The 23,308-nt window shown below is 71.5% G+C and carries 20 protein-coding genes; 12 read left to right on the top strand and 8 right to left on the bottom strand.

The features are described from left to right. Positions 1–58: 58 nt before the first annotated feature. The 4 genes from FXF52_RS09300 to FXF52_RS09285 form a co-directional block, all read right to left on the bottom strand. Positions 59–922 (bottom strand): amino acid ABC transporter permease, encoded by an 864-nt coding sequence (locus FXF52_RS09300; RefSeq protein ID WP_148795439.1) that lies wholly within the window; start codon positions 920–922, stop codon positions 59–61. Then, positions 919–1,575, bottom strand: a complete 657-nt coding sequence (locus tag FXF52_RS09295; RefSeq protein WP_148795436.1) for an amino acid ABC transporter permease — start codon at positions 1,573–1,575, stop codon at positions 919–921. The genes FXF52_RS09300 and FXF52_RS09295 overlap by 4 nt, the downstream gene beginning before the upstream one ends. A 70-nt stretch (positions 1,576–1,645) precedes the next feature. Next, positions 1,646–2,584, bottom strand: coding sequence for a glutamate ABC transporter substrate-binding protein (locus FXF52_RS09290; RefSeq protein ID WP_148795434.1), 939 nt, complete (start codon positions 2,582–2,584; stop codon positions 1,646–1,648). A gap of 56 nt (positions 2,585–2,640) precedes the next feature. After that, positions 2,641–3,396: an amino acid ABC transporter ATP-binding protein gene (locus FXF52_RS09285; RefSeq protein ID WP_148795432.1), complete on the bottom strand. Its 756-nt coding sequence runs from the start codon at positions 3,394–3,396 to the stop codon at positions 2,641–2,643. 194 nt (positions 3,397–3,590) lie between these two features. Here FXF52_RS09285 and selD point away from each other — a divergent pair, with 194 nt between their 5' ends. The 3 genes from selD (at position 3,591) to miaB (ending at position 6,881) form a co-directional block, all read left to right on the top strand. Then, positions 3,591–4,580, top strand: coding sequence for a selenide, water dikinase SelD (gene selD, locus FXF52_RS09280; protein ID WP_148795430.1), 990 nt, complete (start codon positions 3,591–3,593; stop codon positions 4,578–4,580). Positions 4,581–4,782: 202 nt separating this feature from the next. Beyond that, complete coding sequence (locus FXF52_RS09275; RefSeq protein WP_148795428.1) at positions 4,783–5,262, top strand: hypothetical protein; 480 nt, start codon at positions 4,783–4,785, stop codon at positions 5,260–5,262. 83 nt (positions 5,263–5,345) lie between these two features. Continuing rightward, positions 5,346–6,881 carry a tRNA (N6-isopentenyl adenosine(37)-C2)-methylthiotransferase MiaB gene (gene miaB / locus FXF52_RS09270; protein WP_148795426.1) on the top strand — a complete coding sequence of 512 codons (1,536 nt, stop codon included), beginning with the start codon at positions 5,346–5,348 and terminating at the stop codon, positions 6,879–6,881. A gap of 182 nt (positions 6,882–7,063) precedes the next feature. Here miaB and FXF52_RS09265 read toward each other — a convergent pair whose 3' ends face one another. Then, positions 7,064–8,272 carry a DUF349 domain-containing protein gene (locus FXF52_RS09265; RefSeq protein WP_148795424.1) on the bottom strand — a complete coding sequence of 403 codons (1,209 nt, stop codon included), beginning with the start codon at positions 8,270–8,272 and terminating at the stop codon, positions 7,064–7,066. A gap of 203 nt (positions 8,273–8,475) precedes the next feature. On the opposite strand from FXF52_RS09265, the gene FXF52_RS09260 reads away from it, so the two are divergent. Genes FXF52_RS09260 through dapF form a run of 3 tightly spaced genes read left to right on the top strand, consistent with a single transcriptional unit; the run spans position 8,476 to position 11,012 of the window. Further along, entirely contained in the window at positions 8,476–9,195 is a 720-nt protein-coding gene (locus FXF52_RS09260; protein WP_148795422.1) for a hypothetical protein, read from the top strand. Positions 9,196–9,247: 52 nt separating this feature from the next. After that, the gene (miaA, locus tag FXF52_RS09255; protein WP_255471816.1) at positions 9,248–10,159 is read left to right on the top strand and encodes a tRNA (adenosine(37)-N6)-dimethylallyltransferase MiaA; all 912 of its coding nucleotides are present in this window, start codon (positions 9,248–9,250) and stop codon (positions 10,157–10,159) included. A 7-nt stretch (positions 10,160–10,166) separates the two neighbouring features. Next, positions 10,167–11,012, top strand: coding sequence for a diaminopimelate epimerase (gene dapF, locus FXF52_RS09250; RefSeq protein ID WP_148795420.1), 846 nt, complete (start codon positions 10,167–10,169; stop codon positions 11,010–11,012). A gap of 115 nt (positions 11,013–11,127) precedes the next feature. Here the strand turns inward: dapF and FXF52_RS09245 are convergent, their stop codons facing one another. Then, on the bottom strand, positions 11,128–12,600 hold the full coding sequence (locus tag FXF52_RS09245; protein WP_148795418.1) for an NAD-dependent malic enzyme: 1,473 nt from the start codon (positions 12,598–12,600) through the stop codon (positions 11,128–11,130). Between the two features lie 194 nt (positions 12,601–12,794). On the opposite strand from FXF52_RS09245, the gene hflX reads away from it, so the two are divergent. Together hflX and FXF52_RS09235 are read left to right on the top strand one after the other, a co-directional pair. Beyond that, positions 12,795–14,258, top strand: coding sequence for a GTPase HflX (gene hflX / locus FXF52_RS09240; RefSeq protein ID WP_148795416.1), 1,464 nt, complete (start codon positions 12,795–12,797; stop codon positions 14,256–14,258). Between the two features lie 50 nt (positions 14,259–14,308). After that, the gene (locus FXF52_RS09235) at positions 14,309–15,949 is read left to right on the top strand and encodes a hypothetical protein (protein WP_148795414.1); all 1,641 of its coding nucleotides are present in this window, start codon (positions 14,309–14,311) and stop codon (positions 15,947–15,949) included. Positions 15,950–15,994: 45 nt separating this feature from the next. On the opposite strand, the gene lexA is transcribed toward FXF52_RS09235, so the two are convergent. Beyond that, positions 15,995–16,780, bottom strand: coding sequence for a transcriptional repressor LexA (gene lexA / locus FXF52_RS09230; RefSeq protein ID WP_148795412.1), 786 nt, complete (start codon positions 16,778–16,780; stop codon positions 15,995–15,997). A gap of 559 nt (positions 16,781–17,339) precedes the next feature. Here lexA and nrdR point away from each other — a divergent pair. The 4 genes from nrdR to FXF52_RS09205 all read left to right on the top strand — a co-directional run bounded on the left by nrdR (position 17,340) and on the right by FXF52_RS09205 (position 22,856). Beyond that, entirely contained in the window at positions 17,340–17,834 is a 495-nt protein-coding gene (gene nrdR / locus FXF52_RS09225; protein WP_148795410.1) for a transcriptional regulator NrdR, read from the top strand. A 71-nt stretch (positions 17,835–17,905) separates the two neighbouring features. Then, positions 17,906–20,758: a vitamin B12-dependent ribonucleotide reductase gene (locus FXF52_RS09220; RefSeq protein WP_148795407.1), complete on the top strand. Its 2,853-nt coding sequence runs from the start codon at positions 17,906–17,908 to the stop codon at positions 20,756–20,758. A 437-nt stretch (positions 20,759–21,195) separates the two neighbouring features. Next, a complete protein-coding gene (locus FXF52_RS09210; RefSeq protein ID WP_148795405.1) occupies positions 21,196–21,924 on the top strand; it encodes a nucleotidyltransferase domain-containing protein in 729 nt (242 codons plus the stop codon). Next, on the top strand, positions 21,921–22,856 hold the full coding sequence (locus tag FXF52_RS09205) for a DUF2332 domain-containing protein (RefSeq protein WP_148795404.1): 936 nt from the start codon (positions 21,921–21,923) through the stop codon (positions 22,854–22,856). Before FXF52_RS09210 ends, FXF52_RS09205 begins: the two co-directional genes overlap by 4 nt. Here FXF52_RS09205 and FXF52_RS09200 read toward each other — a convergent pair. Then, a complete protein-coding gene (locus FXF52_RS09200) occupies positions 22,840–23,295 on the bottom strand; it encodes a DUF6010 family protein (RefSeq protein ID WP_222870453.1) in 456 nt (151 codons plus the stop codon). The genes FXF52_RS09205 and FXF52_RS09200 overlap by 17 nt on opposite strands. Positions 23,296–23,308: the final 13 nt, after the last annotated feature.

Below are 23,308 nucleotides of genomic sequence, written 5' to 3'. Positions count from 1 at the left end.
GGACGGGCGGGTGACCTTCGTGGTCACCCGCCCGTGTTGCCGGTTCGCGCGCGTTTCGTCAGACCGCCGTGCGCCCGGCGTCGACCTCCTGGGTCGGGACGACCCGGCCGGCCGTCTTCGGCATCCGGCCCATCCGCTTCTGCAGCCACCAGGCCAGGATCGACAGCAGGCCGCAGATGCTGATGTAGATCGCCGCGACGATCAGGTACGTCGGCACGTACGGCAGGCCGAACGGCAGCCGGCCGCCGATCTGCTTACCGACGAAGAGCAGCTCCGGGTACGTGATGATGAAGCCCAGGGCGGTGTCCTTGAGCAGCACCACGAGCTGGCTGACGATCGCCGGCAGCATCGACCGGAATGCCTGCGGCAGCAGGATCAGCCGGAGCACCTGGTTCTTGCGCAGGCCGATGGCGTACGCGCCCTCGGTCTGCCCGTACGGCACCGCGTTGATGCCGGCGCGGAAGATCTCCGCCAGCACCGAGCCGTTGTACAGGGTGAGGCCGATGACCAGCGCCCAGAGCTTGTCGATCGACCAGCCGTACTGCAGCGGCACGTAGTAGCCGAAGAAGATCAGGATCAGCAGCGGGATGGCCCGGAACAGTTCCACCACGAAGGTGGCCGGGGTGCGCAGGATCCACCGGTCGCTGAGCCGGGCGCTGGCGAAGACCGCGCCGAACAGCAGCGCCAGCACGGTGGCCAGGCCGGCCGCCTTGAGCGTCGCCCACAGGCCGGTGAGCAGCTCACGCTGCACCGAGGCGTACTGGAACTGCTCCCACTTGCGGGCCTCGAACTGACCGGTCTCGTTGAACTTGTAGATGATGAACGCGACCAGCGCGCCGATCGCCGCGATCGAGACGACGCCCAGGATCCGGTTGCGCAGCCGGGCCCGCGGCCCGGGCAGGTCGTAGAGGACCGAGCTCACCGTGCCACCGCCCACTTGCGCTCGAGGAACCGCTGGAGCAGCACCAGCGGGATGATCAGGATTAGGAAGCCGATCACGATCCAGCTGAGCACGACCATCTGGGGCTCACCCCGTTCGGCCATGTACGCCGGGATGGCGCCGGCCTCGAGCACCGAGAAGCCGGCCGCGATCGTGGTGTTCTTGAGCATGGCGATGAAGACGCTCATCATCGGCGGCACCATCGCCCGCAGCGCCTGCGGCAGCACGATCAGCGTCAGCACCTGGCCGAAGGTCATGCCCAGCGCCCGGGCCGCCTCGGCCTGACCGGTCGCCACGGTGTTCACGCCGGAGCGGACCACCTCGCAGACGAACGCGGAGGTGTAGACGGTCAGCGCGATGCAGGCACTGGGGAAGTAGTCGATGTTCACGTCCAGCTTCGGCACCGCGAAGACGAGGAACGCGAAGACCAGGGTCAGCGGGGTGTTGCGGATCAGGTTCACGTAGGTGGCGCCGAACGCCCGCAGGGCGGGCACCGGCGAGACCCGCATCGCGCCGAGCAGCGTACCGAGGACGAGGCTGCCGACCGCTGCGATCAGGAAGAGCTTGATGGTGTTCACGAACCCGTCGAGGAACACCTGCTGGTTGTCCGTCAGGACGCGGAAGAACTCGCCCATGCCTCGCTCTCACTCTCGGGACGGGGACCGGGCGGGGAGCAAGCTCCCCGCCCGGTCTGGCGTCGGACCGTCAGTACCGCTCGAGCTGCGGCGGGGTCGCCGAGGAGCCGGACTTGCCGAGCGTGCCGTCGTAGATCTTCTGCCAGGTGCCGTCGGTGAAGGCGGCCTCGATCTGGTCGTTGACGTAGTCGCGGAACGCCTTGTCGTCCTTGGGCAGGCCGATGCCGTACTTCTCGGTGCTGAACGGCTGGCCGACGACCTTCAGCTCGTCCGGGTTCTGCGCCGCGTAGCCCTTGAGGATGGCGTCGTCGGTGGTCACCGCGTCGACCTTCTTGTCGAGCAGCTGCGAGACGCACTCGGAGTAGGTCTTGAACTCGACGATGTTGCTCGCCTCGGTCAGGCCCTCGTCGCGCACCCGCTGGATCGGGGTGGAGCCGGTGGCCGAGCAGACCTTCTTGCCCTTGAGGCTGTCCTTGCCGGTGATCGACGACTCGTCCTTGCGGACCAGCAGGTCCTGGCCGGCCACGAAGTACGGCCCGGCGAAGGAGACGTCGTTCTTGCGCTTGTCGGTGATCGAGTAGGTGCCGACGTAGTAGTCGATCTCGCCACCCTTGATCGCGGTCTCCCGGTTGGCCGACGCGATCTCCTTGTACTCGATCTTCGCCGGGTCGACGCCGAGCTTGCTGGCGACGTACTGGGCGATCTCGACGTCGAAGCCGCAGCGCTTGCCCTGGGCGTCCTTGTAGCCCAGGTTCGGCTGGTCGAACTTGACGCCGATGGTGACCTTGCCGGCGGTCTTGATCTTCTCGAAGGTCGGGCTGCCCGCGACGGCGGCGTCCGTCTTGGGGGTGAAGGTCACGCCCGAGCTGGTGCAGTTGTCCGACTGCGCCGCGCCGCCGCTGGCGTTGCCGCCGCCGCTGGGGGTCGGGTTCCCCTCCTTGCCGCACGCGGCGGCCGAGAGGGCGAGCGAGGCCATCATGGCGACCGCCGCCACGCGCTGGTAACGCATTCTCATCTCCTTCTACGACAGAGCCGCCGGGGGACGGCGCGCTCCACTACGGACGCTCAGTGGGTGAGGATCTTGGAGAGGAAGTCCTTGGCCCGCTCGCTGCGCGGGTTCGCGAAGAACTCCGTCGGCGCGGCGTCCTCGACGATCCGGCCGTCGGCCATGAAGACCACCCGGTTGGCCGCGTGCCGGGCGAAGCCCATCTCGTGGGTGACCACCACCATGGTCATGCCCTCGCGGGCCAGCGAGGTCATCACGTCCAGCACCTCGCCGACCATCTCCGGGTCGAGCGCGCTGGTCGGCTCGTCGAACAGCATCGCCTTGGGCTGCATGGCCAGCGCGCGGGCGATCGCCGCCCGCTGCTGCTGGCCGCCGGAGAGCTGGGCGGGGTACTTGTCGGCCTGGTTGGCGATGCCGACCCGGTCGAGCAGGGCCAGGCCGCGCTCACGAACGGCGGCCGGCTTCTCCTTGCGCACCTTGACCGGGCCGAGCGTGACGTTCTCCAGGATGGTCTTGTGCGCGAAGAGGTTGAACGACTGGAACACCATGCCGACCTCGCTGCGCAGCTTCGCCAGCCCCTTGCCCTCGGCCGGCAGCGGGCGCCCGTCGAAGGTGATGCTGCCCGAGTCGATCGGCTCCAGCCGGTTGATCGTCCGGCAGAGGGTCGACTTGCCGGAGCCGGAGGGGCCGATCACCACGACCACCTCACCCCTGCCGACGGAGAGCGAGACGTCGTCGAGCACGTGCAGGGGGCCGAACCACTTGTTGACCCCGTCCAGCACGATGAGCGGTTCGCCCGTCGTCACGTCGTCCACCGTCCCTGTCCGTGGAGAAAGCGGGGTCGGTCGACCCCCGGTGCGGCAACTTTAGGCGGCGTGATGTGGCCGAACGCAACTCGAACGGTCACAGTGAGGTAACACCGGTCCCCGGCGTGCCCGGCAGTCCGAATTTCGTCACGAACCGGTCCGTCCGAGTGGCGGACCCGGCACTGCACCGAGATCATGAGGGGATGACCCATCCGCTCCGGTTGACCGATTACGCCCGCGGCGGCGGCTGTGCGTGCAAGATTCCCCCGGGCGAACTGGAGGCCATGGTCGCCGGGCTCGCCCCGGCCGGTGGCACGGCCGACCTGCTGGTCGGCCTGGACCACGGCGACGACGCCGCGGTGGTCCGGCTGGACGAGCGGACCGGCCTGGTGAGCACCGCGGACTTCTTCACCCCGGTGGTCGACGACGCGTACGACTGGGGCCGGATCGCCGCGGCCAACGCGCTCTCCGACGTGTACGCGATGGGCGGCACGCCGCTGCTCGCGGTCAACCTGCTCTGCTGGCCCCGGGACGTGCTGCCGGTGGAACTGGCCCGGGAGGTGCTGCGCGGGGGCCAGGACGTGGCCCGGGAAGCCGGCTGTCACCTGGCCGGCGGGCACAGCGTGGACGACGACGGCCCGAAGTACGGCCTGGCGGTCACCGGCGTGGTCCGCCCGGAGGAGCTGATCACCCTGGACGCCGGCCGGGCCGGCCTGCCGCTGTCGCTGACCAAACCGCTCGGCGTCGGGGTGCTGAACAGCCGGCACAAGCGGACCGGGGAGCGGTTCCCGGAGGCGGTCGCCTCGATGACCCGGCTCAACCGGGACGCGGCCCGGGCGGCGGTCGCCGCCGGCGTTCGCTGCGGCACCGACGTGACCGGGTTCGGGCTGCTCGGGCACGCCTCGAAGCTGGCCCGGGCCAGCCGGCTCACCGTCGCCGTGGACGCGGCGGCCGTGCCGTACCTGCCGGGCGCCCGGGAGGCGCTGCGGGACGGGTACGTCAGCGGTGGCACCCGCCGCAACCTGGACTGGGTGACCCCGTGGACCGACTTCGGCGGCGTCGCCGAGGGGGAGCGCCTGCTGCTGGCCGACGCGCAGACCTCCGGTGGGCTGCTGGTCGCGGGCGAGGTCCCCGGCGGCACGGTGATCGGCGAGCTGCTGCCCCCGAGCGAGCACCTGGTCCGGGTCCGCTGAGCGCCATGTCACTCTCCCGGATCGGGCACGATACCCGATAAACTGTCATCTTCCCGCTACTTGAAGCAATGACGCCCGAGGAAATTTTGCCCGGAATGGTCACAGACCGGTAACTTGCCCCCGGCTGAGGTCATATGCACCCCACCATCGTCAGTAAGGCCCGATCCGGAGGCCGGTGGGACGAGCACAGCGAGGAGGCGGCATGACCGAGCTGTGGAACTGGAGAATCGACGGCGCAGCGCCCGTGGAGGTCTACCCGGCGCTGGCCGAGGCGCTCGGCCGGGTGGTGATGCCCCTCGCCGTCGCCGACCCGGCCCGACTGCCCGCGTACGCGGTGGTCTGCGACGTCTGGGAGGCGCCGGGGGCGTACGGCACCATGGTCGACTGCTACGGGGTGCCCGAGCGCCTGCCCGAACTGCCCAGCATCGCGGCGCTGGCCCGGCTGCTGGACCGCAACTGCCTGATGCGCGACGACACCCTCGACGCCGGGCGGCACCTGCTGATCGCCCCGGGCGGCACGATTCGCCCGGTGCACTTCGACGTGGCCGAGACCGACGACGGTGAGGTGCTCAGCGACCAGCGGCTCTGCACCGTCGCCCACCCCGGCTGCCGGGGCTGGTCGCAGTGCCACCGCTCGCGCTGGGCCCCCGACTCGGTCGCCCCGGCGCTCGCCGCCGCCTGACCCGGGCACGGCCGCGTCCGGCCGGAGTCGTGGCCGGGCGCAGTTCGGTCCGGCCGGCTCGGCCCGGATACGCTGTCCGGGTCATGACTACCGCAGCCGCGGGCAGCCCGCGTACCTACCAGGTGCGCACGTACGGCTGCCAGATGAACGTGCACGACTCCGAGCGCATCTCCGGCCTGCTCGAACAGGCCGGGTACGTGCGCGCCGCCGAGGCCGACGAGCAGCCCGACGTGGTGGTGTTCAACACCTGCGCCGTCCGGGAGAACGCGGACAATCGGCTCTACGGCAACCTGGGTCATCTGCGCCCGGTGAAGGACAAGCACCCCGGGATGCAGATCGCCGTCGGCGGCTGCCTGGCCCAGAAGGACCAGGGCGAGATCGTCCGCAAGGCCCCCTGGGTGGACGTGGTCTTCGGCACGCACAACATCGGCTCGCTGCCGGTGCTGCTGGAGCGGGCCCGGCACAACGCCACCGCCGAGGTGGAGATCATCGAGTCCCTCGAGGTCTTCCCCTCCACGCTGCCCACCCGGCGCGAGTCCACCTACGCCGGCTGGGTGTCGATCTCCGTGGGCTGCAACAACACCTGCACGTTCTGCATCGTGCCCTCGCTGCGGGGCAAGGAGAAGGACCGCCGCCCCGGCGACATCCTCTCCGAGGTGCGCGCCCTGGTCGACGAGGGCGTGCTGGAGGTGACCCTGCTCGGGCAGAACGTCAACTCCTACGGCGTGGAGTTCGGTGACCGGTACGCGTTCGGCAAGCTGCTACGCGCCTGCGGCGACATCGAGGGCCTGGAGCGGGTCCGGTTCACCAGCCCGCACCCGAAGGACTTCACCGACGACGTGATCGCCGCGATGGCCGAGACGCCGAACGTCTGCCACTCGCTGCACATGCCGTTGCAGTCCGGCTCCGACGACGTGCTGCGCGCCATGCGCCGCTCGTACCGGTCCGAGAAATACCTGGGCATCATCGAGAAGGTCCGGGCGGCGATGCCCGACGCGGCGATCACCACCGACATCATCGTCGGCTTCCCCGGCGAGACCGACGCCGACTTCGAGCGGACCCTCGACGTGGTCCGCGAGGCCCGGTTCGCCTCGGCGTTCACCTTCCAATATTCGAAGCGCCCCGGCACCCCGGCCGCGACCATGGACGGCCAGCTCCCCAAGCAGGTCGTGCAGGAGCGGTACGAGCGGCTGATCGCCACGGTGGAGGAGATCACCTGGGCGGAGAACAAGAAGCTGGTCGGGGAGACCGTCGAGGTGTTGGTCGCCGTCGGCGAGGGACGCAAGGACGAGCGCACCGGTCGGATGTCCGGCCGGGCCCGGGACGGCCGCCTCGTGCACTTCGCGACGAGCGCAGCCGGAGCGATCGGCCAGCACGGCGACGCGGGCAGCCTGGCCGGGCAGATCCGCCCCGGCGACATCGTGCACACCACCGTCACCTACGCCGCGCCGCACCACCTCAACGCCGACGGCGAGCCGCTGTCGCACCGGCGTACCCGGGCCGGCGACGCCGCCGAGGCGGGGCGTACCCCGCGTACCCCCGGGGTCTTGCTGGGGCTGCCCACGGTCGGTGCGCCGGCCGCGGCGCCCGCGCCCGCGACCGGCTGCGCCGCGCACTGACAAACCGCCCGCGGCCGCAAGGTCGCGCTCGATCCTGGACCGAGTGGTCTCCGACCCGCTGCCAGGCCACTACTTCCTGGTTCGAGCGCGATCATGGCGGGGCCCGGGGTGCGAGGCGCGCGGCATACATGCGGGAGCCCCCGGTCCCGTGGTGGGACCGGGGGCTCCCGGGTGCGCTCAGGTCAGCTGGTCTGCTCGGCCAGCTGGAGGAACTGCCGCTTCGAGGCGAGCGCCTGCTCGGCCTCCTTGATCCGCCGGGCGTCGCCGGCGGCCTGCGCCCGGGCCAGCCGGTCCTCGGCCTCGGCGACCTGCGCCCGCATCTGGGCCAGCAGCGGGCTGTCCTCCTTGGTGGTACGCCGCCACGCCGAGTCCATCACCTCGCGGACCTTCTCGTCCACGACGCGCAGCCGGCGCTCCAGCCCGGCGGCGGCCTCCCGGGGCACCCGGCCCGCCTCGTGCCACTGCGCCTGGATCTCCCGCAGCTTCGCCTGGGCACCCTTCGGGTCGCCCTCGACGTCCAGCCCCTCGGCCTCGGCGAGCAGGGCCTGCTTGCGCTCCAGGTTGGCGCGCTGCTCGTTGTCCCGGGCCGAGAAGACCTCGCTGCGCCGGGTGAAGAACTCGTCCTGCGCCGCCCGGAACCGTTCCCAGAGCTTCTGCTCGGCCTCCTTGGACGCCCGCGGCGCGGCCTTCCACTGGGCCATCAGGTCCTTGAGCTGGCCCGCGGTGACGCCCCAGTCGGTGGAGTCCTTGAGCTTCTCGGCCTCGGCGACCAGCTCCTCCTTGACCGCCTGCGCCTGCTTGCGCTGCTGGTCGAGGGAGGCGAAATGGGCGCCGCGGCGACGGGTGAAGCCGTCCCGGGCGGCGGCGAACCGCTTCCACAGCTCGCCGTCGGTCTTCTTGTCGACCCCGCGGATGGTCTTCCACTCGTCGAGGATCTCCTTGAGCCGGTCCCCGGCGGTCTTCCAGCCGGTCGACTCGGCGGCCAGCTTCTCCGCCTCGTCCACGAGGGCGGTCTTGCGGGCCAGCGCCTCGCTCCGGGCGGCGTCCCGCGCCGCCCTGGCCTCGCCGGCCTTCTCCTCGGCCGTCGCGGCCAGCTTGTCCAGGCGCGCGGCCAGCGCGTCGATGTCGCCGACCACGTGCGCCTCGGCCAGCGAGGCGCGGATCCGTTTGATCGTGGCCAGCGAGTGGCCGGCGTCCGCCGCGCCCGAGTTGAGCCGGGCCTCGGTCAGGTCCACCTCCGTCACCAGGTCGGCGAAACGCCGGGCGAAGTGGGCCAGCCCTTCCTCCGGGGCCCCCGCCTGCCAGGATCCGACCACCCGCTCGCCCTCGGCGGTCTTGACGTAGACGGTGCCGTCCTCGTCCACCCGTCCGAAGGCAGTCCAGTCGCTCATGTGCCCATCCTCGTTCTCCCGGCGTCGACGGGAGGTCCCCGGCGATCGCCGCCACGGCGCAGCAAAGTTACTTCCGGCATTGTCACAGGTCCGACCCGGTCCGTGTCGAGCGCCTGTCGTCGACCGTGACCATACGGTGTCGTAGCGCCCGGATGACCGGATCGGCGCGGGGACGCACCGGGGCATACGGATAGGTTGGACGCGTGCCTCTGGTCGCCGCCGCCGTCTGCCCCCAACCACCCCTGATCGTGCCCGAACTGGCCGGCGCCGCCGCGCCGGAGCTGGACGACCTCCGCGCCGCCTGTGACGCCGCTCTCGCCCGGCTGCTCGCGGCCGAGCCGGAGCAGATCCTGCTGGTCGGCGGCGGGCCGGAGACCACCCGTTTCGGCGCGGCGGACTACGGCTCGCTGCGCGGCTACGGGCTGAAGCAGTACGTCCGGCTGTGGCAGACCAACTGCTCAGGCGTCGAACTGCTGCCGCTCAGCCTGACCATCGGTGCCTGGCTGGTCGGCCGGACCGGCACCGAGCTGCCCCGGCTGGCCCGCGCCGTCGCCGAGGGCGCGACGCCGGCGGAGTGCGCCGAGCTCGGGGCCGCCCTCGTCGACGAGTCCGGGCGGCGTACCGGGGTGCTGGTGCTGGGGGACGGTTCAGCGTGCCGGGGCACGAAAGCGCCCGGCTACGACGATCCGCGCGCTGAGGCGTACGACGAGGGGGTGGCCCGGGCCCTGGCCGACGCGGACGCCGAGGCCCTGCTCGGCCTGGACCCGGTGTCGTCGGCGGAGCTGAAGGTCGCCGGGCGGGCGCCCTGGCAGGTGCTGGCCGGCGCGGTTCGCGCGGCGGGCGGCGACTGGCGCGGTGACCTGGGCTACCACCAGGCCCCCTACGGCGTCGCCTACTTCGTGGCGAACTGGGACCGGGTGTGAGCGCGAGGAGTGAGCTGGCTAGCCCCGCAGTCGCGAACGGAAGGCAGGCCCGGTGAGTGCGACGGTGGTGGCCGTGGTCGGTCCGACCGCGGCCGGGAAGTCGGCGCTGAGCATCGCCCTCGCCCAAGCCCTCGGCGGCGAGGTGGTCAACGCCGACTCGATGCAGCTCTATCGGGGCATGGACATCGGCACCGCCAAGCTGACCCCGGCCGAGCGGGACGGCGTGCCGCACCACCTGCTCGACATCTGGGAGGTGACCGAGCCGGCCAGCGTCGCCGAATACCAGCGGCTGGCCCGCGCGGCGGTCGACGACATCCTGGCCCGGGGGAGGGTGCCGCTGCTGGTCGGCGGCTCAGGCCTGTACGTGCGGGCGGTGCTGGAGCAGTTCGAGTTCCCCGGCACCGACCCGGCGGTGCGGGAGCGGCTGGAGGCGGAGCTGGCGGCGGCCGGCCCGGCCCCGCTGTACGCGCGGCTGCAGGCGGCCGACCCGGGGGCGGCGGCCGGCATCCTGCCGACCAACGGGCGGCGGATCGTCCGGGCGCTCGAGGTGATCGAGCTGACCGGGGCGCCGTTCACCGCCTCGCTGCCCGAGCCCACGCCGTTCTACCCGTCGGTGCAGCTCGGTGTGGACCTGGACACCGCGCTGCTGGACGAGCGGATCGCGCTGCGGGTGGACCGGATGTGGGCCGACGGCCTGGTCGCCGAGACGCGGACGCTGGTCGGCCGTGGCCTGCCCGAGGGGCGTACGGCCAGCCGGGCGCTCGGCTACCAGCAGGTGCTGCGGTTCCTGGCCGGGCAGCTGACCGAGGCCGAGGCGCACGCCGAGACCATCCGGGCCACCCGCCGGTTCGTCCGGCGGCAGCGCTCCTGGTTCCGGCGCGACCCGCGGATCCACTGGCTGGACTCGGCCTCGCCTTCGTTTCTCGACACTGCGCTGCGGGTGGTCGCCGAGCATCGGGAATGATGGGGGCGTGGAGTTCACCAAGGGCCACGGCACCGGCAACGACTTCGTCATCCTGCCCGACCCGGACGGGGCGCTCGACCTGACGCCGGGACTGGTCGCCGCGCTCTGCGACCGGCGGCGCGGGATCGGCGGGGACGGCGTGCTGCGCGTGGTGCGGGCCGCCAAGCACCCGGAGGGCACCGCCCTGGCCGGCGAGGCCGAGTGGTTCATGGACTACTGGAACTCCGACGGCTCGTTCGCCGAGATGTGCGGCAACGGCGCCCGGGTCTTCGTGCGCTACCTGCTGGAGACCGGGCTGGCCACCCCGTCGGGTGCGGCGCTGCCGGTGGCCACCCGGGCCGGCGTCGTGCACGCGCGAATCGAGGGGGAGGCCATCGCCGTCGAGATGCGCCGCCCCCGGGTGTACGACACGGCCACCGCCACCCTGGGCGGGCTGACCCTCGCCGGCGCGGCGGTGGACGTGGGCAACCCGCACCTGGTCTGCGCCCTGCCCGCCGGGCTGGAGTTGGCGGGCCTGGACCTCACCCGGGCGCCCGACGTGGATCCGGCGGTCTTCCCCGCCGGGGTGAACGTCGAGTTCACCGCCCCGGGTGAGCCGGTGGACGGCACCGACGGGCACGTGCGGATGCGGGTCTACGAGCGCGGCTCCGCCGAGACGCTCTCCTGCGGCACCGGGGCGTGCGCGGTGGCCGCGGTGGCCCTGCGGGACGCCGGCCGGGACATCGGCACCATGACGGTGGACGTCCCGGGCGGCCGCCTCACCGTGACGGTGACCGACGACTCCTGCTGGCTCTCCGGCCCCGCCGTCCTGATCGCCACCGGCGAGGTCACCCTCCCCACCCTGCACCCCTGACCCGCTGCCATGCCGTGTTGATCATGAAGTTAGCGGTGCGATTTGTCGCTTTCGGCGCGGCTAACTTCATGATCACCGGGCTGAGGGGCGGGCGGGCCGGGGGTGCCGGCGGGGGTTAGGGGGTGGCGCTGGCCTCGGCGGCGATCTCGGGGAGGTCGGCGGGACCCGGGTCGGCGGCCGGGGGCGGCGTGGCGCCCGGGTTCTGCGCGGCGGCGCGGACGGCGGCCGCCACGGCCGGGGCGACCCGGGCGTCGAAGACGCTCGGCACGATCACCGTCGGGTTGATCTTGTCCTCGCCGACCACGTCCGCGATGGCCCGGGCCGCCGCGATCGCCATCTCCTCGGTGAACTCCTCCGCGTGGGCGTCCAGCATGCCCCGGAAGACGCCCGGGAAGGCGAGCACGTTGTTGATCTGGTTCGGCTGGTCGGAGCGGCCGGTGGCGACCACCGCGGCGTGCTTGCGCGCCTCCCGCGGGTCCACCTCCGGGTCCGGGTTGGCCAGCGCGAAGACGATCGCGTCCTTGGCCATGGTGGCGATGTCGTCGCCGGTGAGCAGGTTCGGTGCGCTGACCCCGATGAACACGTCCGCGCCCTGGACCGCCCCGCGCAGGTCGCCCGCGTAGTTGTCCTTGTTGGTGTGGTCGGCCAGCCACTGCCAGGCCGGGTTGAGACCGGTCAGCCCGCGGTGCAGGGCGCCCTGCCGGTCGTACGCGATGATGTCGCCCACGCCCTGCCGCAGCAGCAGCTTCATGATCGCGGTGCCGGCCGCGCCGGCGCCGGAGACGACCACCCGCACGTCCGCGAGCTGCTTGCCCACGACGCGCAGCGCGTTGGTCAGCGCGGCCAGCACGCAGATCGCGGTGCCGTGCTGGTCGTCGTGGAAGACGGGGATGTCCAGCGCCTCGCGCAGCCGGGCCTCGATCTCGAAGCAGCGCGGCGCGGCGATGTCCTCCAGGTTGATCCCGCCATACGCGGGTGCGATCGCCTTGACGATCGACACGATCTCGTCGGTGTCCTGGGTGTCCAGCACCACCGGCCAGGCGTCCACACCGCCGAAGCGCTTGAACAGTGCCGCCTTGCCCTCCATCACCGGCAGCGAGGCGGCCGGCCCGAGGTTGCCCAGGCCGAGCACGGCCGAGCCGTCGCTGACCACGGCGACCGTGTTGCGCTTGATGGTGAGTCGGCGGGCGTCGGCCGGGTTCTCGGCGATCGCCTGACAGACCCGGGCCACCCCCGGGGTGTACGCGCGGGACAGCTCGTCGCGGGTGCGCAGCGCCACCTTCGAGCTGACCTCGATCTTGCCGCCGAGGTGCAGCAGGAACGTCCGGTCGGAGACCTTGCGGACGTCCACCCCCTCCAGCGCGGTCAGCGTCTTGACCACCTGGTCGGCGTGGCTGGCGTCGGCGGTGTCGCAGGTGAGGTCGACGATCACGTGCGCCGGGTCGGAGTCGACCACGTCGAGTGCGGTGACGATGGCGCCGGCCTCGCCCGCCGCGGTGGTCAGTCGGCCGATGGAGGAGGCGTCGGCGGGTACCGCGATCCGGATCGTGATCGAGAATCCGGCACTCGGCAGTCGGCTGATGGCCACGAAAACTCCTCCGTCATTACTGCGGTTCGCCAGGCATTTCTACTCGCTCGCCGAGGTCGGCCGGCAGCCGACCCCGCTACTAGTGGGTACGACCACGGGCATATAGCAGGTGCATCGGGCGTTGCCACATGTCAGGATTGCTCGTACGCGCCGGAAATCCCCCGGCAATGGACAGAACGGACAGGAGACGCAGTTTGCGAGAGCAGGAGACCTACGTACCCTTCGAGGACGACGAGCTCGATGCCACCACCGGCGAGTTCGAGCTGTCGGAGCGGCAGGCGCTGCGGCGGGTCCCCGGCCTCTCCACCGAGCTCACCGACATCACCGAGGTCGAATACCGCCAGCTGCGGCTGGAGCGGGTCGTCCTGGTGGGCGTCTGGACCGAGGGGACCCAGGAGGACGCGGAGAACAGCCTCACCGAGCTGGCGGCGCTGGCCGAGACGGCCGGCTCGCAGGTGCTCGAGGGGCTGATCCAGCGCCGCAACCGGCCCGACCCGGCCACCTACATCGGTCGGGGCAAGGTCGACGACCTGGGCGCGGTGGTGCTCTCCACCGGCGCCGACACGGTGATCTGCGACGGTGAACTGTCCCCGTCGCAGCTGCGCAACCTGGAGCAGCGCACCAAGGTCAAGGTCGTGGACCGGACGGCGCTGATCCTCGACATCTTCGCCCAGCACGCCAAGAGCCGCGAGGGTAAGGCCCAGGTCGAGCTGGCCCAGCTGGAATACCTGCTGCCGCGACTGCGCGGCTGGGGTGAGACGCTGTCCCGGCAGACCGGCGGTAGCGGTCGTGGCGGCGGCGCCGGCGGCGGCGTGGGCCTGCGTGGCCCCGGTGAGACCAAGCTCGAGACCGACCGGCGCCGGATCCGGCACCGGATCGCCCGGCTGCGCCGGGAGATCAAGAGCATGACGACGGTACGCCAGACCAAGCGGGCCCGGCGCTCGCGCAACGCGGTGCCCGCGGTGGCCATCGCCGGCTACACCAACGCCGGCAAGTCCAGCCTGCTCAACCGGCTCACCGGCGCGGGCGTGCTGGTGGAGAACGCGCTGTTCGCCACCCTGGACCCGACCACCCGCCGGGCCGAGACCGCCGACGGCCGGCTCTACACCCTCTCCGACACCGTCGGGTTCGTCCGGCACCTGCCGCACCAGATCGTCGAGGCGTTCCGCTCGACCCTGGAGGAGGTCGCCGACGCCGACCTGGTGGTGCACGTGGTCGACGGCACCCACCCGGACCCGGAGGAGCAGGTGCGGGCGGTCCGCGAGGTGCTCGCCGAGGTGGGCGCCGACCGGCTGCCCGAGCTGCTGGTGGTCAACAAGACCGACGCCGCCGACGAGGAGACCCTGCTGCGGCTCAAGCGGATCTGGCCGGACGCGGTCCTGGTCTCCGCGCACACCGGGGGCGGGATCGACGGGCTGCGCGAGGCGATCGAGCAGCGGCTGCCGCGTCCGGCGGTCGAGGTCCGCGCGGTGCTCCCGTACGACCGGGGTGACCTGGTGGCCCGGCTGCACCGGCACGGCGAGGTGCTGAGCACCTCCCACCTGCCCGAGGGCACGCTGCTGCACGTACGGGTCAGCGAGGCGCTCGCCGCCGAGCTGGTGCCGTACCGGGCGGGGGACCGGCTCGCCAGCGGGGAGCGGGTCGCGGTCGCCGGGTGAGCCGTCCGGCGTCACCCGCCCGTAACCCGGGCCGTGCGACACTTGGCGCCATGCGGCATGCTGTCTCCTCGGTCACGATCGCGCTGAGCCTCGTCGGCGCGGTCGTGGCGCCGGCCGGGCTGGCCGTGGCGGCTCCCGCCGCGGCCCCCGCGCTGGCCACGGCTCCGAAGAAGAAGTGCACGATCGAGGACAAGCGACTGCGGGAGCTGTCCGGCCTCGTCGCCACCAGCACCGGCTACGTGGTGATCAACGACGGCAGCGACCAGGAGAGCCTCAAGCGGGTCTTCTACCTCGACGCGAAGTGCAAGATCTCAAAGGACCCGGTCCGCTACTCGGGCGACGGGCCGGCCGACACCGAGGACCTGGCCCTCAGCCCAGACGGGGACACGCTGTGGATCGCCGATACCGGCGACAACATCACCAGCAAGACCCGCCGGGAGCGGGTCGCCGTCTGGAGCATGCCGCTCAACGGGTCAAAGAAGCCGGTCCTGCACCGCCTGTCGTACCCGGGCAACGAGCCGCACGACGCCGAGGCGCTGCTGATCGGGGATGACAATCTGCCGTTGATCATCACCAAGGAGACCTCCGGCAAGTCGGAGATCTTCACCCCGACGGCGAAGCTCAAGAACGGCGACACCCCCCCGGTGCCGATGAAGAAGGTCGGCGAGGTCACCCTTCCCAAGACCAACACGGACAACAAGTTGGGCTCGCCGGGCCGGTTGCTCGTCACCGGCGCCGCCCGCTCGCCCGACGGCACCAAGGTCGTCCTGCGTACCTATGCGGACGCCTTCGAGTTCGACGTGACCGGTGGCGACATCGTCGCGGCGCTGACCACCGGCAAGCCGAGGGTCACCCCGCTCGCCGACCCGTTCGGCGAGGCCATCTCCTACACCCCGGACGGCAAGCTCTTCGTCACCGTCTCCGACGCCGGCAACCTCGAGGCCTCGGACCCGGTCGACATCCTCAGCTACACCCCGTCGACCACCGGTGTGGAGGCACTGCCGAAGGTCGGCAACGAGGTGAAAAAGCCAGCCGCCGGAAAGTCCTGGATCGACGGGCTGACCCTGGACCAGATCACCTATCTGATCGCGGCGGTCGGCGTGATCGGCGCGCTGCTGGTCGGCGCCGGGATCTTCGGCATCCTACGGGCGCGCCGCAAGCCCGCGCCGGCGGAGGAGCCTTCCGACGAGTTCCCGGCGAACGGCAACCGACCCGACACCGCGCGCGGCGGGGTCTACGGCGGGGGCGCCAACAACGGCGGCGGCTACGGCGGCGGTGGTGGCTACGGCGGCGGCGCCCAGGGCGGCGGCTACGAGGGCGGCCCGGCGAACGGTGCTCCGGGCCGACCGGCGGGCGGCGGCGTGTACGGCGGTGGCCGTCCCTCGGAGGGCGGCGGTGGTCGTGGTGGCGGCGTCTATGGCGGCGGCCAGCGGGGCGGTGGCCGCCCGCAGGGCGGTGGCGTCTACGGTGGCGGCCCGCAGCAGGGCGGCGGCATGTACGGCCGCCCGCCGCAGGGTGGCGGCGGCCCCCAGGGCGGGCGCGGGTACGGCGGCGGGCGTGCCGAGCCGCCCCGAGGCGAGCCCGACTACCGGGACCCGCGCAACGGTCGGGGCCACGGGGGCTACGACGAGCGGGGCCAGTACGGGCCGGTCTCCGGCGGTGGCCGGGAATACGGGGGCGACCGCTACTGACCTGGCACGGGTGACCGCCGCAGTCGGCGGTCACCCGTTCTGTGGTCAGATCCGGCGCAGCACCGCGACCACGCGACCCATGATGGTGGCGTCGTCGCCGGGGATCGGGTCGAAGGCCGGGTTCTGCGGCATCAGCCAGACGTGCCCGTCGCGGCGCCGGTAGGTCTTCACGGTCGCCTCGCCGTCGAGCATGGCCGCCACGATGTCGCCGGCCTCGGCGGTGGGCTGCTGCCGGACCACCACCCAGTCGCCGTCGCAGATCGCCGCGTCGAGCATCGAGTCGCCCTTGACCTGGAGCATGAAGACCTCGCCCTCGCCGACCAGCTCGCGGGGGAGGGGGAAGATGTCCTCCACCGCCTGCTCGGCGAGGATCGGGCCACCGGCGGCGATCCGGCCCAGCATCGGCACGTACGCCGGGGCGGGCCGCTGCGCGCGGGCCGCCTCGTCGTCGAGCACGTCGCCGGGGGCGCGGACGTCCACCGCGCGCGGCCGGTTGGGGTCGCGGCGCAGGAAGCCCTTCTTCTCCAGCTCCTTGAGCTGGTAGGCGACGCTGGACGGGGAGACCAGGCCGACCGCCTCGCCGATCTCGCGCACGCTCGGCGGGTAGCCGTGGCGCTCCACCCAGGTGCGGATGAACTCCAGGATCCGGCGCTGCCGGGCGGTCAGGTCGACCGTCGTCGGGTCGGGGAAGCTGCTGACCACCGGCGTGACCGGGCGCACGGCGGGCTGCGCGGCCCGACTGCGCGCGGCGCGGGGTCGACGGGTCGCCGGCGGACCCGCCCCGTCGATCGGCTGCGGGTTCTTCTGCCGGCTGGCCCGGTCCTCGGTCACGTCCGTCCTCCCTGGTCGGCGCTGGGTGCCTTGGCGGCTCGTGGTGCGTGCTCGGGTGGTGCTGCCGACCGGATCGACGCGACACGCCGTGTCCGGTCGTTGTTGACCGTATAGGTGAGATCAGCCATTTTCAAACATCTGTACGACCTGTTATCGGCGTGTCGCGGGGAAATCCTGGATTTCCGAACGCCTGTTCTGGTAAATGGTACGTCGCTCTCGAACGCGTGTTCCAACGGAACGCGACCGATCGGGGGCTGGCGGTAACCCTCCGAGGTGTCGGCCGTTGGGTTTTCAGCGACCTGGGAAGGGTGGGACGGGTGAGTGATTCTGATGACGCGCGCGACACGCGTGCCAACTTGACCTCGCTAGGGCGACGGCATACGGTCGACCCCTAGATGTAGTAGTCACACGGGCGTAAGTCGCCTACAGGTTGGGTTCCGCTACCGAACGCACTCCCGTACCGTCAACCCGGCGTCAGCCATCCGACGATGGCCTCGCCGCGGTGGCGCGTGCCCGGGAGCCGATCGGTGCGCCCACGGTCGATGAAGGAGGTCAGGCGATGCGGTGTCCGTACTGCCGGCACGCCGACTCTCGAGTGGTCGACTCGCGGGAGGCCGACGACGGCCAGCTCATCCGGCGGCGGCGGGCCTGCCCGGAGTGCGGCAAGCGGTTCACCACCGTCGAGGAGGCGGTGCTCGCGGTGGTCAAGCGCAGCGGGGTGACCGAGCCGTTCAGCCGCATCAAGATCATCGGCGGGGTGCGCAAGGCGTGCCAGGGCCGGCCGGTCGACGACGACTCCATCGCGCTGCTGGCGCAGAAGGTCGAGGAGACCGTGCGGGCCAAGGGGGCCGCCGAGATCCCCAGCCACGAGGTCGGGCTGGCCATCCTGGGCCCGCTGCGCGACCTGGACGAGGTGGCCTACCTGCGGTTCGCCAGCGTCTACCGGTCGTTCGACTCGCTCGCCGACTTCGAGCGCGAGATCGAGACGCTGCGCGCCGCCGCGCGGGCCCGGGCCGGCGACGAGCCGGTCGAGGCCGCCGGCCGGACCAGCTGATTCTTTTCGGATTTCAGACAGATTTGGGGACGCGCGGTGGGTGACCGCGCGCAGACGAGGGGGGCGACGGCGTGACGACCAGCAAGTCACGGAACAAGGCCGGGACAGGGCTGAAGATCGAGCGCGTCTGGACGACCGAGGGGGTGCATCCCTACGACGAGGTCACCTGGGAGCGCCGCGACGTCGTGATGACGAACTGGCGGGACGGCTCGATCAACTTCGAGCAGCGCGGGGTGGAGTTCCCCGAGTCCTGGTCCGTCAACGCAGCGAACATCGTGACCACCAAATACTTCCGGGGCGCGGTGGGGACCCCGGAGCGGGAGTGGTCGCTCAAGCAGCTGATCGACCGGGTGGTCGGCACCTACCGCACCGCCGGTGAGGAGTACGGCTACTTCGCCACCCCGGCCGACGCGGAGGTGTTCGCGCACGAGCTGACCTGGATGCTGCTGCACCAGGTGTTCAGCTTCAACTCGCCGGTCTGGTTCAACGTGGGCACGCCGTCGCCGCAGCAGGTCAGCGCGTGCTTCATCCTGGCCGTCGACGACTCGATGGACTCGATCCTCGACTGGTACAAGGAGGAGGGGCTGATCTTCAAGGGCGGCTCCGGCTCCGGCGTCAACCTGTCCCGGATCCGCTCCTCCCGGGAGCTGCTCTCCTCCGGTGGCAACGCCTCCGGCCCGGTCAGCTTCATGCGCGGCGCGGACGCCTCCGCCGGCACCATCAAGTCCGGCGGCGCCACCCGGCGTGCGGCCAAGATGGTCATCCTCGATGTCGACCACCCGGACATCCAGGAGTTCGTGGTCACCAAGGCGCGCGAGGAGGACAAGATCCGCGCGCTGCGGGACGCCGGCTTCGACATGGACCTGGGCGGCGCCGACATCGTCAGCGTGCAGTACCAGAACGCCAACAACTCGGTCCGGGTCTCCGACGAGTTCATGACCGCGGTGGAGAACGGCGGCGGCTTCGACCTGCGCGGCCGGCTCGACGGGCAGACCATCGAGACGATCGACGCCAAGAAGCTGTTCCGCAGCATCTCCCAGGCCGCCTGGGAGTGCGCCGACCCCGGCCTGCAGTACGACGACACCATCAACGACTGGCACACCTGCCCGGAGACCGGGCGGATCACCGCCTCGAACCCGTGCTCGGAGTACCTGCACCTGGACAACTCCTCGTGCAACCTCGCCTCGCTGAACCTGATGAAGTTCATGCGCGCCGACGGCAGCTTCGAGGTGGAGAAGTTCGTCAAGTCGGTCGAGTTCGTCATCACCGCGATGGACATCTCGATCTGCTTCGCCGACTTCCCGACCGAGAAGATCGGCGAGACCAGCCGTGCCTACCGGCAGCTCGGCATCGGCTACGCCAACCTCGGCGCACTGCTGATGGCCTCCGGCCTGCCGTACGACTCGGAGCAGGGCCGGGAGGTCGCCGCGGCGATCACCTCGCTGATGACGGGCACCGCCTACCGCCGCTCCGCCGAGCTGGCCGGCGTCGTCGGCCCGTACGACGGCTACGCCCGCAACGCGGAGCCGCACAAGCGGGTCATGCGCAAGCACGCCGCCGCGAACGACGCCATCAAGCCGACCGGCACCGTGGCCACCGCCATCCAGCGCGAGGCCACCAAGCAGTGGACGCTCGGCAACAAGATCGGCGACAAGAACGGCTGGCGTAACTCGCAGGCCAGCGTCCTCGCCCCGACCGGCACCATCGGCTTCATGATGGACTGCGACACGACCGGCGTGGAGCCGGACCTGGCGCTGGTCAAGTTCAAGAAGCTGGTCGGCGGCGGCTCGATGCAGATCGTCAACCAGACCGTGCCGCGTGCCCTGCGCAGCCTCGGCTACCCCGAGGAGCAGGTCGAGGCGATCGTCGAGCACATCGCCGACCACGGCCACGTGGTGGACGCCCCGGGCCTCAAGCCCGAGCACTACCCGGTCTTCGACTGCGCGATGGGTGAGCGGTCCATCGCCCCGATGGGCCACGTGCGGATGATGGCGGCGATCCAGCCGTTCGTCTCCGGCGCCATCTCCAAGACGGTCAACATGCCCGAGCAGGCGACCGTCGAGGACGTCGAGAAGATCTACTTCGAGGGCTGGAAGCTCGGCCTCAAGGCGCTGGCGATCTACCGGGACAACTGCAAGGTGGGCCAGCCGCTCTCGGTGGCCAAGTCGAACAAGGCCGCCGCCGAGACCCCGGCCGCCGAGGTCGAGAAGGTAGTGGAGAAGGTCGTCGAGTACCGGCCGGTGCGCAAGCGGCTGCCGAAGAAGCGCCCGTCGGAGACGATCTCCTTCTCGGTCGGCGGCGCCGAGGGCTACCTCACCGCCTCGTCGTACCCGGACGACGGCCTCGGTGAGGTCTTCCTCAAGATGTCGAAGCAGGGCTCGACCCTGGCCGGCGTGATGGACGCCTTCTCGGTGGCCATCTCCATCGGTCTCCAGTACGGCGTCCCGCTGGAGACGTACGTCAGCAAGTTCACCAACATGCGCTTCGAGCCGGCCGGCATGACCGACGACCCGGACGTGCGGATGGCGGCCTCGGTGATGGACTACATCTTCCGTCGCCTGGCCCTGGACTTCCTGCCGTACGAGCGCCGCGCGGAGCTGGGCATCTTCACCGCCAAGGAGCGGGCCGCCCAGCTCCAGGCCGAGGCGGAGGCGGAGGCGAACGGTGCGGACCTCACCGCGATGGCCGCCTCCGCCCCGGTCGCGACGCCTGAGCCGAAGGCGGTCGTCCAGCCGAAGCAGGAGGTCGCGGACGTCGCCGCAGTCAAGCCGGCGCCGTCGGTGGGCTCCAGCACCGAGCTGCTGGAGGCCGTGATCGGCAAGGCCGCCGACGCGCCGCTCTGCTTCACCTGCGGTACGAAGATGCGGCCGGCCGGTAGCTGCTACGTCTGCGAGGGCTGCGGCTCCACCAGCGGCTGCAGCTGACGTTTCACCGTTCCGCGAGCGCGGCAGGGCTTCCTGCCGCGCTCGCGGCGTTTCTGCGGTCAGTGTCGGCGTCTCCGTGCCCTGCTCCGCCGGGCGGCCTGACCGATGGTGCACGCACGCTACGAACTTGATGTCGTAAACGATTCAGCTGGGACCCGTTGCTGCCGTCCACGTCGATGAATCGTCTACGTCATCAACCTTGTAGTGCATGGGGGAGAAAATCCCCACACCCTCGTTCTGCCAGGCGCCGGTCGAGCTGTAGCCGACATTGAGTCGTTGCCGCTACGGCCTGGTCGTCCCCTGAACCGTCAGCGTTCCTCGTCGCCGTCCGTCGGGCGGGGTGGGCGGTTGTGCCGGGCCCACTCGTCCACCTCGTCGGCGTCCCAGACGGTCATCCCGATCAGGCGTGCGACGGGCAAGCTTCATAGACTGCCGCCATGGTGATCTCGCCATCGGTCGTCGAGGAGTTCGGCACGGAACTCGCGACGCTCGGCTGGGTCAGCGGGCTGCTGGTCGCCGGATCGCTGGCAACCGGCGACTACCTCCCCGGCGTCAGCGACCTCGACCTGGTCGCGCTGGTCGAAGGCCCGGTCGACGAAGCCCGGCAGGCCACGCTGGTCGAGCTGCACCGGCACCTCGACGCCGGCGCCGGCGCAGGGCTGCACCTCGGCTGCGTCTACGTCGACACCGCGCTGGTCCTCGACGTCCAGGTGCGGCACCCGACCTGGACCCACGGGCAGCTCGTCCAGCGCATCCTCTCCGGGATCACCCGGGCTGAGCTGGTGCGCCACGGGTACGCGATCTTCGGCTCCGCGCCCCGCGACGTCTTCCCACCGATGACCGCCGACGACGTACGCGCCGCCGCCCGGGCCGAACTCACCGGCTACTGGGCCTGGGCCGCCCGGCGTCCGTGGCTGTGGTGGGATCCCCTCATCGCCGACCTCGGTCTCACCTCGATGGCCCGCGGACGCCACGCCCTCGGCACCGGCGAACTGCTCACCAAGACCGCAGCCGTCCAGCAGGCCGACGCCCCGGCCTGGCTGATCGACCAGTTGGCCGCGCGGCGCCGGGGTGAGCGCGTCTCCTCGCCCCGGCTCCGCACCGCCCTGATCGCGTGGCGGGACGCCCGGCGGACCGTCGCCGGGGCACGAAGGGAGAGGCGATGACCACCGCCGCCACCTACGAGAGGTTCGGCGCCCGCGAGGCGCACGGCGTGTCACCCGCGTACGAGCGGCTGGCCCGGTCGGTGTCCCGCGACGACGAACTGCTCGCCCTGCTGGAGACCCTCCCCGCCGCCAAGCGGCAGCCGAACCTGCTGTTCGCCGTGGTCCGCCTCCTCGGCGGCCCGGTCGAGGATCCGGCCGCGTTCCGCGACTACACGCTCGCGAACTGGCCGGCGATCGCGGCGGAGATGCGTACCCGGTCGACGCAGACGAACGAGGCCGGCCGATGCGCCGTACTGCTGCCGGTGCTCGCCGCGCTGCCGCAACCGCTCGCGTTAATCGAGGTCGGCGCGTCCGCGGGCCTGTGTCTCTACCCGGACCGGTACGCCTACCGCTACGGCGACCACCTGCTCGGCGCGGGCGCGCCGGTCCTCGACTGCGCGGCCACCGGGATGGCGCCGCCGACCCGCCGGCCCGAGGTGGTGTGGCGGGCCGGCCTGGACCTGCACCCGCTCGACGTGACCGACCCGGCGGACGTGGCGTGGCTGGACGCGCTCATCTGGCCCGAGCACACCCACCGCCGTACCCGGTTGCGGGCCGCAGCGGCGGTCGCCGCGGCCGACCCGCCGCTGCTGGTCCGGGGCGACCTGGTGGACGACCTGCCCGCGCTGGCCGCGCAGGCGCCGCCCGACGCGACCCTGGTGGTGTTCCACACCTCGGTGCTGTACCTGGTGCCGGAGCCCCGCCGCGACGCGTTCGCCGAGGTGGTACGCGAGCTGCCCGGGCACTGGATCGCGAACGAGGCACCGGAGGTGCTGCGCTACGCCGCGCTGCCGGAGCCGCCGAGCGAGGCACATCACAACGTCCTCGCGCTCGACGGCCGGCCGCTCGCCTGGACCCGCGGGCACGGCCAGGCGATCACCTGGTTCGGGTAGCGCCACCTACGCCCGCGCTACCGGCCGTCGCGTCACCCGACGAAGCAGACGGCAGCACCCGTCGCACCAGGTCCGCCACCGACCGGCCGCCGGTGAAGGCCCAGAGCGCGATGACCGGGTCGCAGATGGCGCAGCCGTGCGAGGAGCCGGGCAGGAACGGGATGATCGGTGCCCCCTTCAGGTGGTGCACCACGTCCCAGGCGGTGTGCAGCAGCCAGCCGATCCCGATCCACGTCCACGACGTCAGGCCCCGCCAGGCCACGTACGTCAACAGCACGACGAAGGGGAACTCCCCGAACCCGAGACCGCCGCCGCTGAGGTACGCCGCACCGGCCCCGCCCACCATGATCGCGTTGACGGTGCGGCGGTGCGGCTCGCGGATGAACGCGTTGAGGCACACGTACAGAAGGCCGATGAGCACTGGCACGAGGATGGTCATGGTGCCCGATTCT

It is taken from the genome of Micromonospora sp. MP36 (assembly GCF_008119785.1).
Lineage (GTDB): Bacteria > Actinomycetota > Actinomycetes > Mycobacteriales > Micromonosporaceae > Micromonospora.
The sequence above is the reverse complement of the archived record's forward strand: the minus strand, read 5'-3'. Positions and strand labels throughout refer to the sequence as shown.

Coding starts and splice junctions, on each gene's coding strand:
- selD (WP_148795430.1), top strand. CDS start 3,591: ATGACCCATCCGCTCCGGTTGACCGATTACGCCCGCGGCGGCGGCTGT.
- miaB (WP_148795426.1), top strand. CDS start 5,346: ATGACTACCGCAGCCGCGGGCAGCCCGCGTACCTACCAGGTGCGCACG.
- FXF52_RS09295 (WP_148795436.1), bottom strand. CDS start 1,575: ATGGGCGAGTTCTTCCGCGTCCTGACGGACAACCAGCAGGTGTTCCTC.
- FXF52_RS09200 (WP_222870453.1), bottom strand. CDS start 23,295: ATGACCATCCTCGTGCCAGTGCTCATCGGCCTTCTGTACGTGTGCCTC.
- FXF52_RS09235 (WP_148795414.1), top strand. CDS start 14,309: ATGCGGCATGCTGTCTCCTCGGTCACGATCGCGCTGAGCCTCGTCGGC.
- FXF52_RS09210 (WP_148795405.1), top strand. CDS start 21,196: ATGGTGATCTCGCCATCGGTCGTCGAGGAGTTCGGCACGGAACTCGCG.
- FXF52_RS09205 (WP_148795404.1), top strand. CDS start 21,921: ATGACCACCGCCGCCACCTACGAGAGGTTCGGCGCCCGCGAGGCGCAC.
- FXF52_RS09275 (WP_148795428.1), top strand. CDS start 4,783: ATGACCGAGCTGTGGAACTGGAGAATCGACGGCGCAGCGCCCGTGGAG.
- FXF52_RS09265 (WP_148795424.1), bottom strand. CDS start 8,272: ATGAGCGACTGGACTGCCTTCGGACGGGTGGACGAGGACGGCACCGTC.
- FXF52_RS09290 (WP_148795434.1), bottom strand. CDS start 2,584: ATGCGTTACCAGCGCGTGGCGGCGGTCGCCATGATGGCCTCGCTCGCC.
- nrdR (WP_148795410.1), top strand. CDS start 17,340: ATGCGGTGTCCGTACTGCCGGCACGCCGACTCTCGAGTGGTCGACTCG.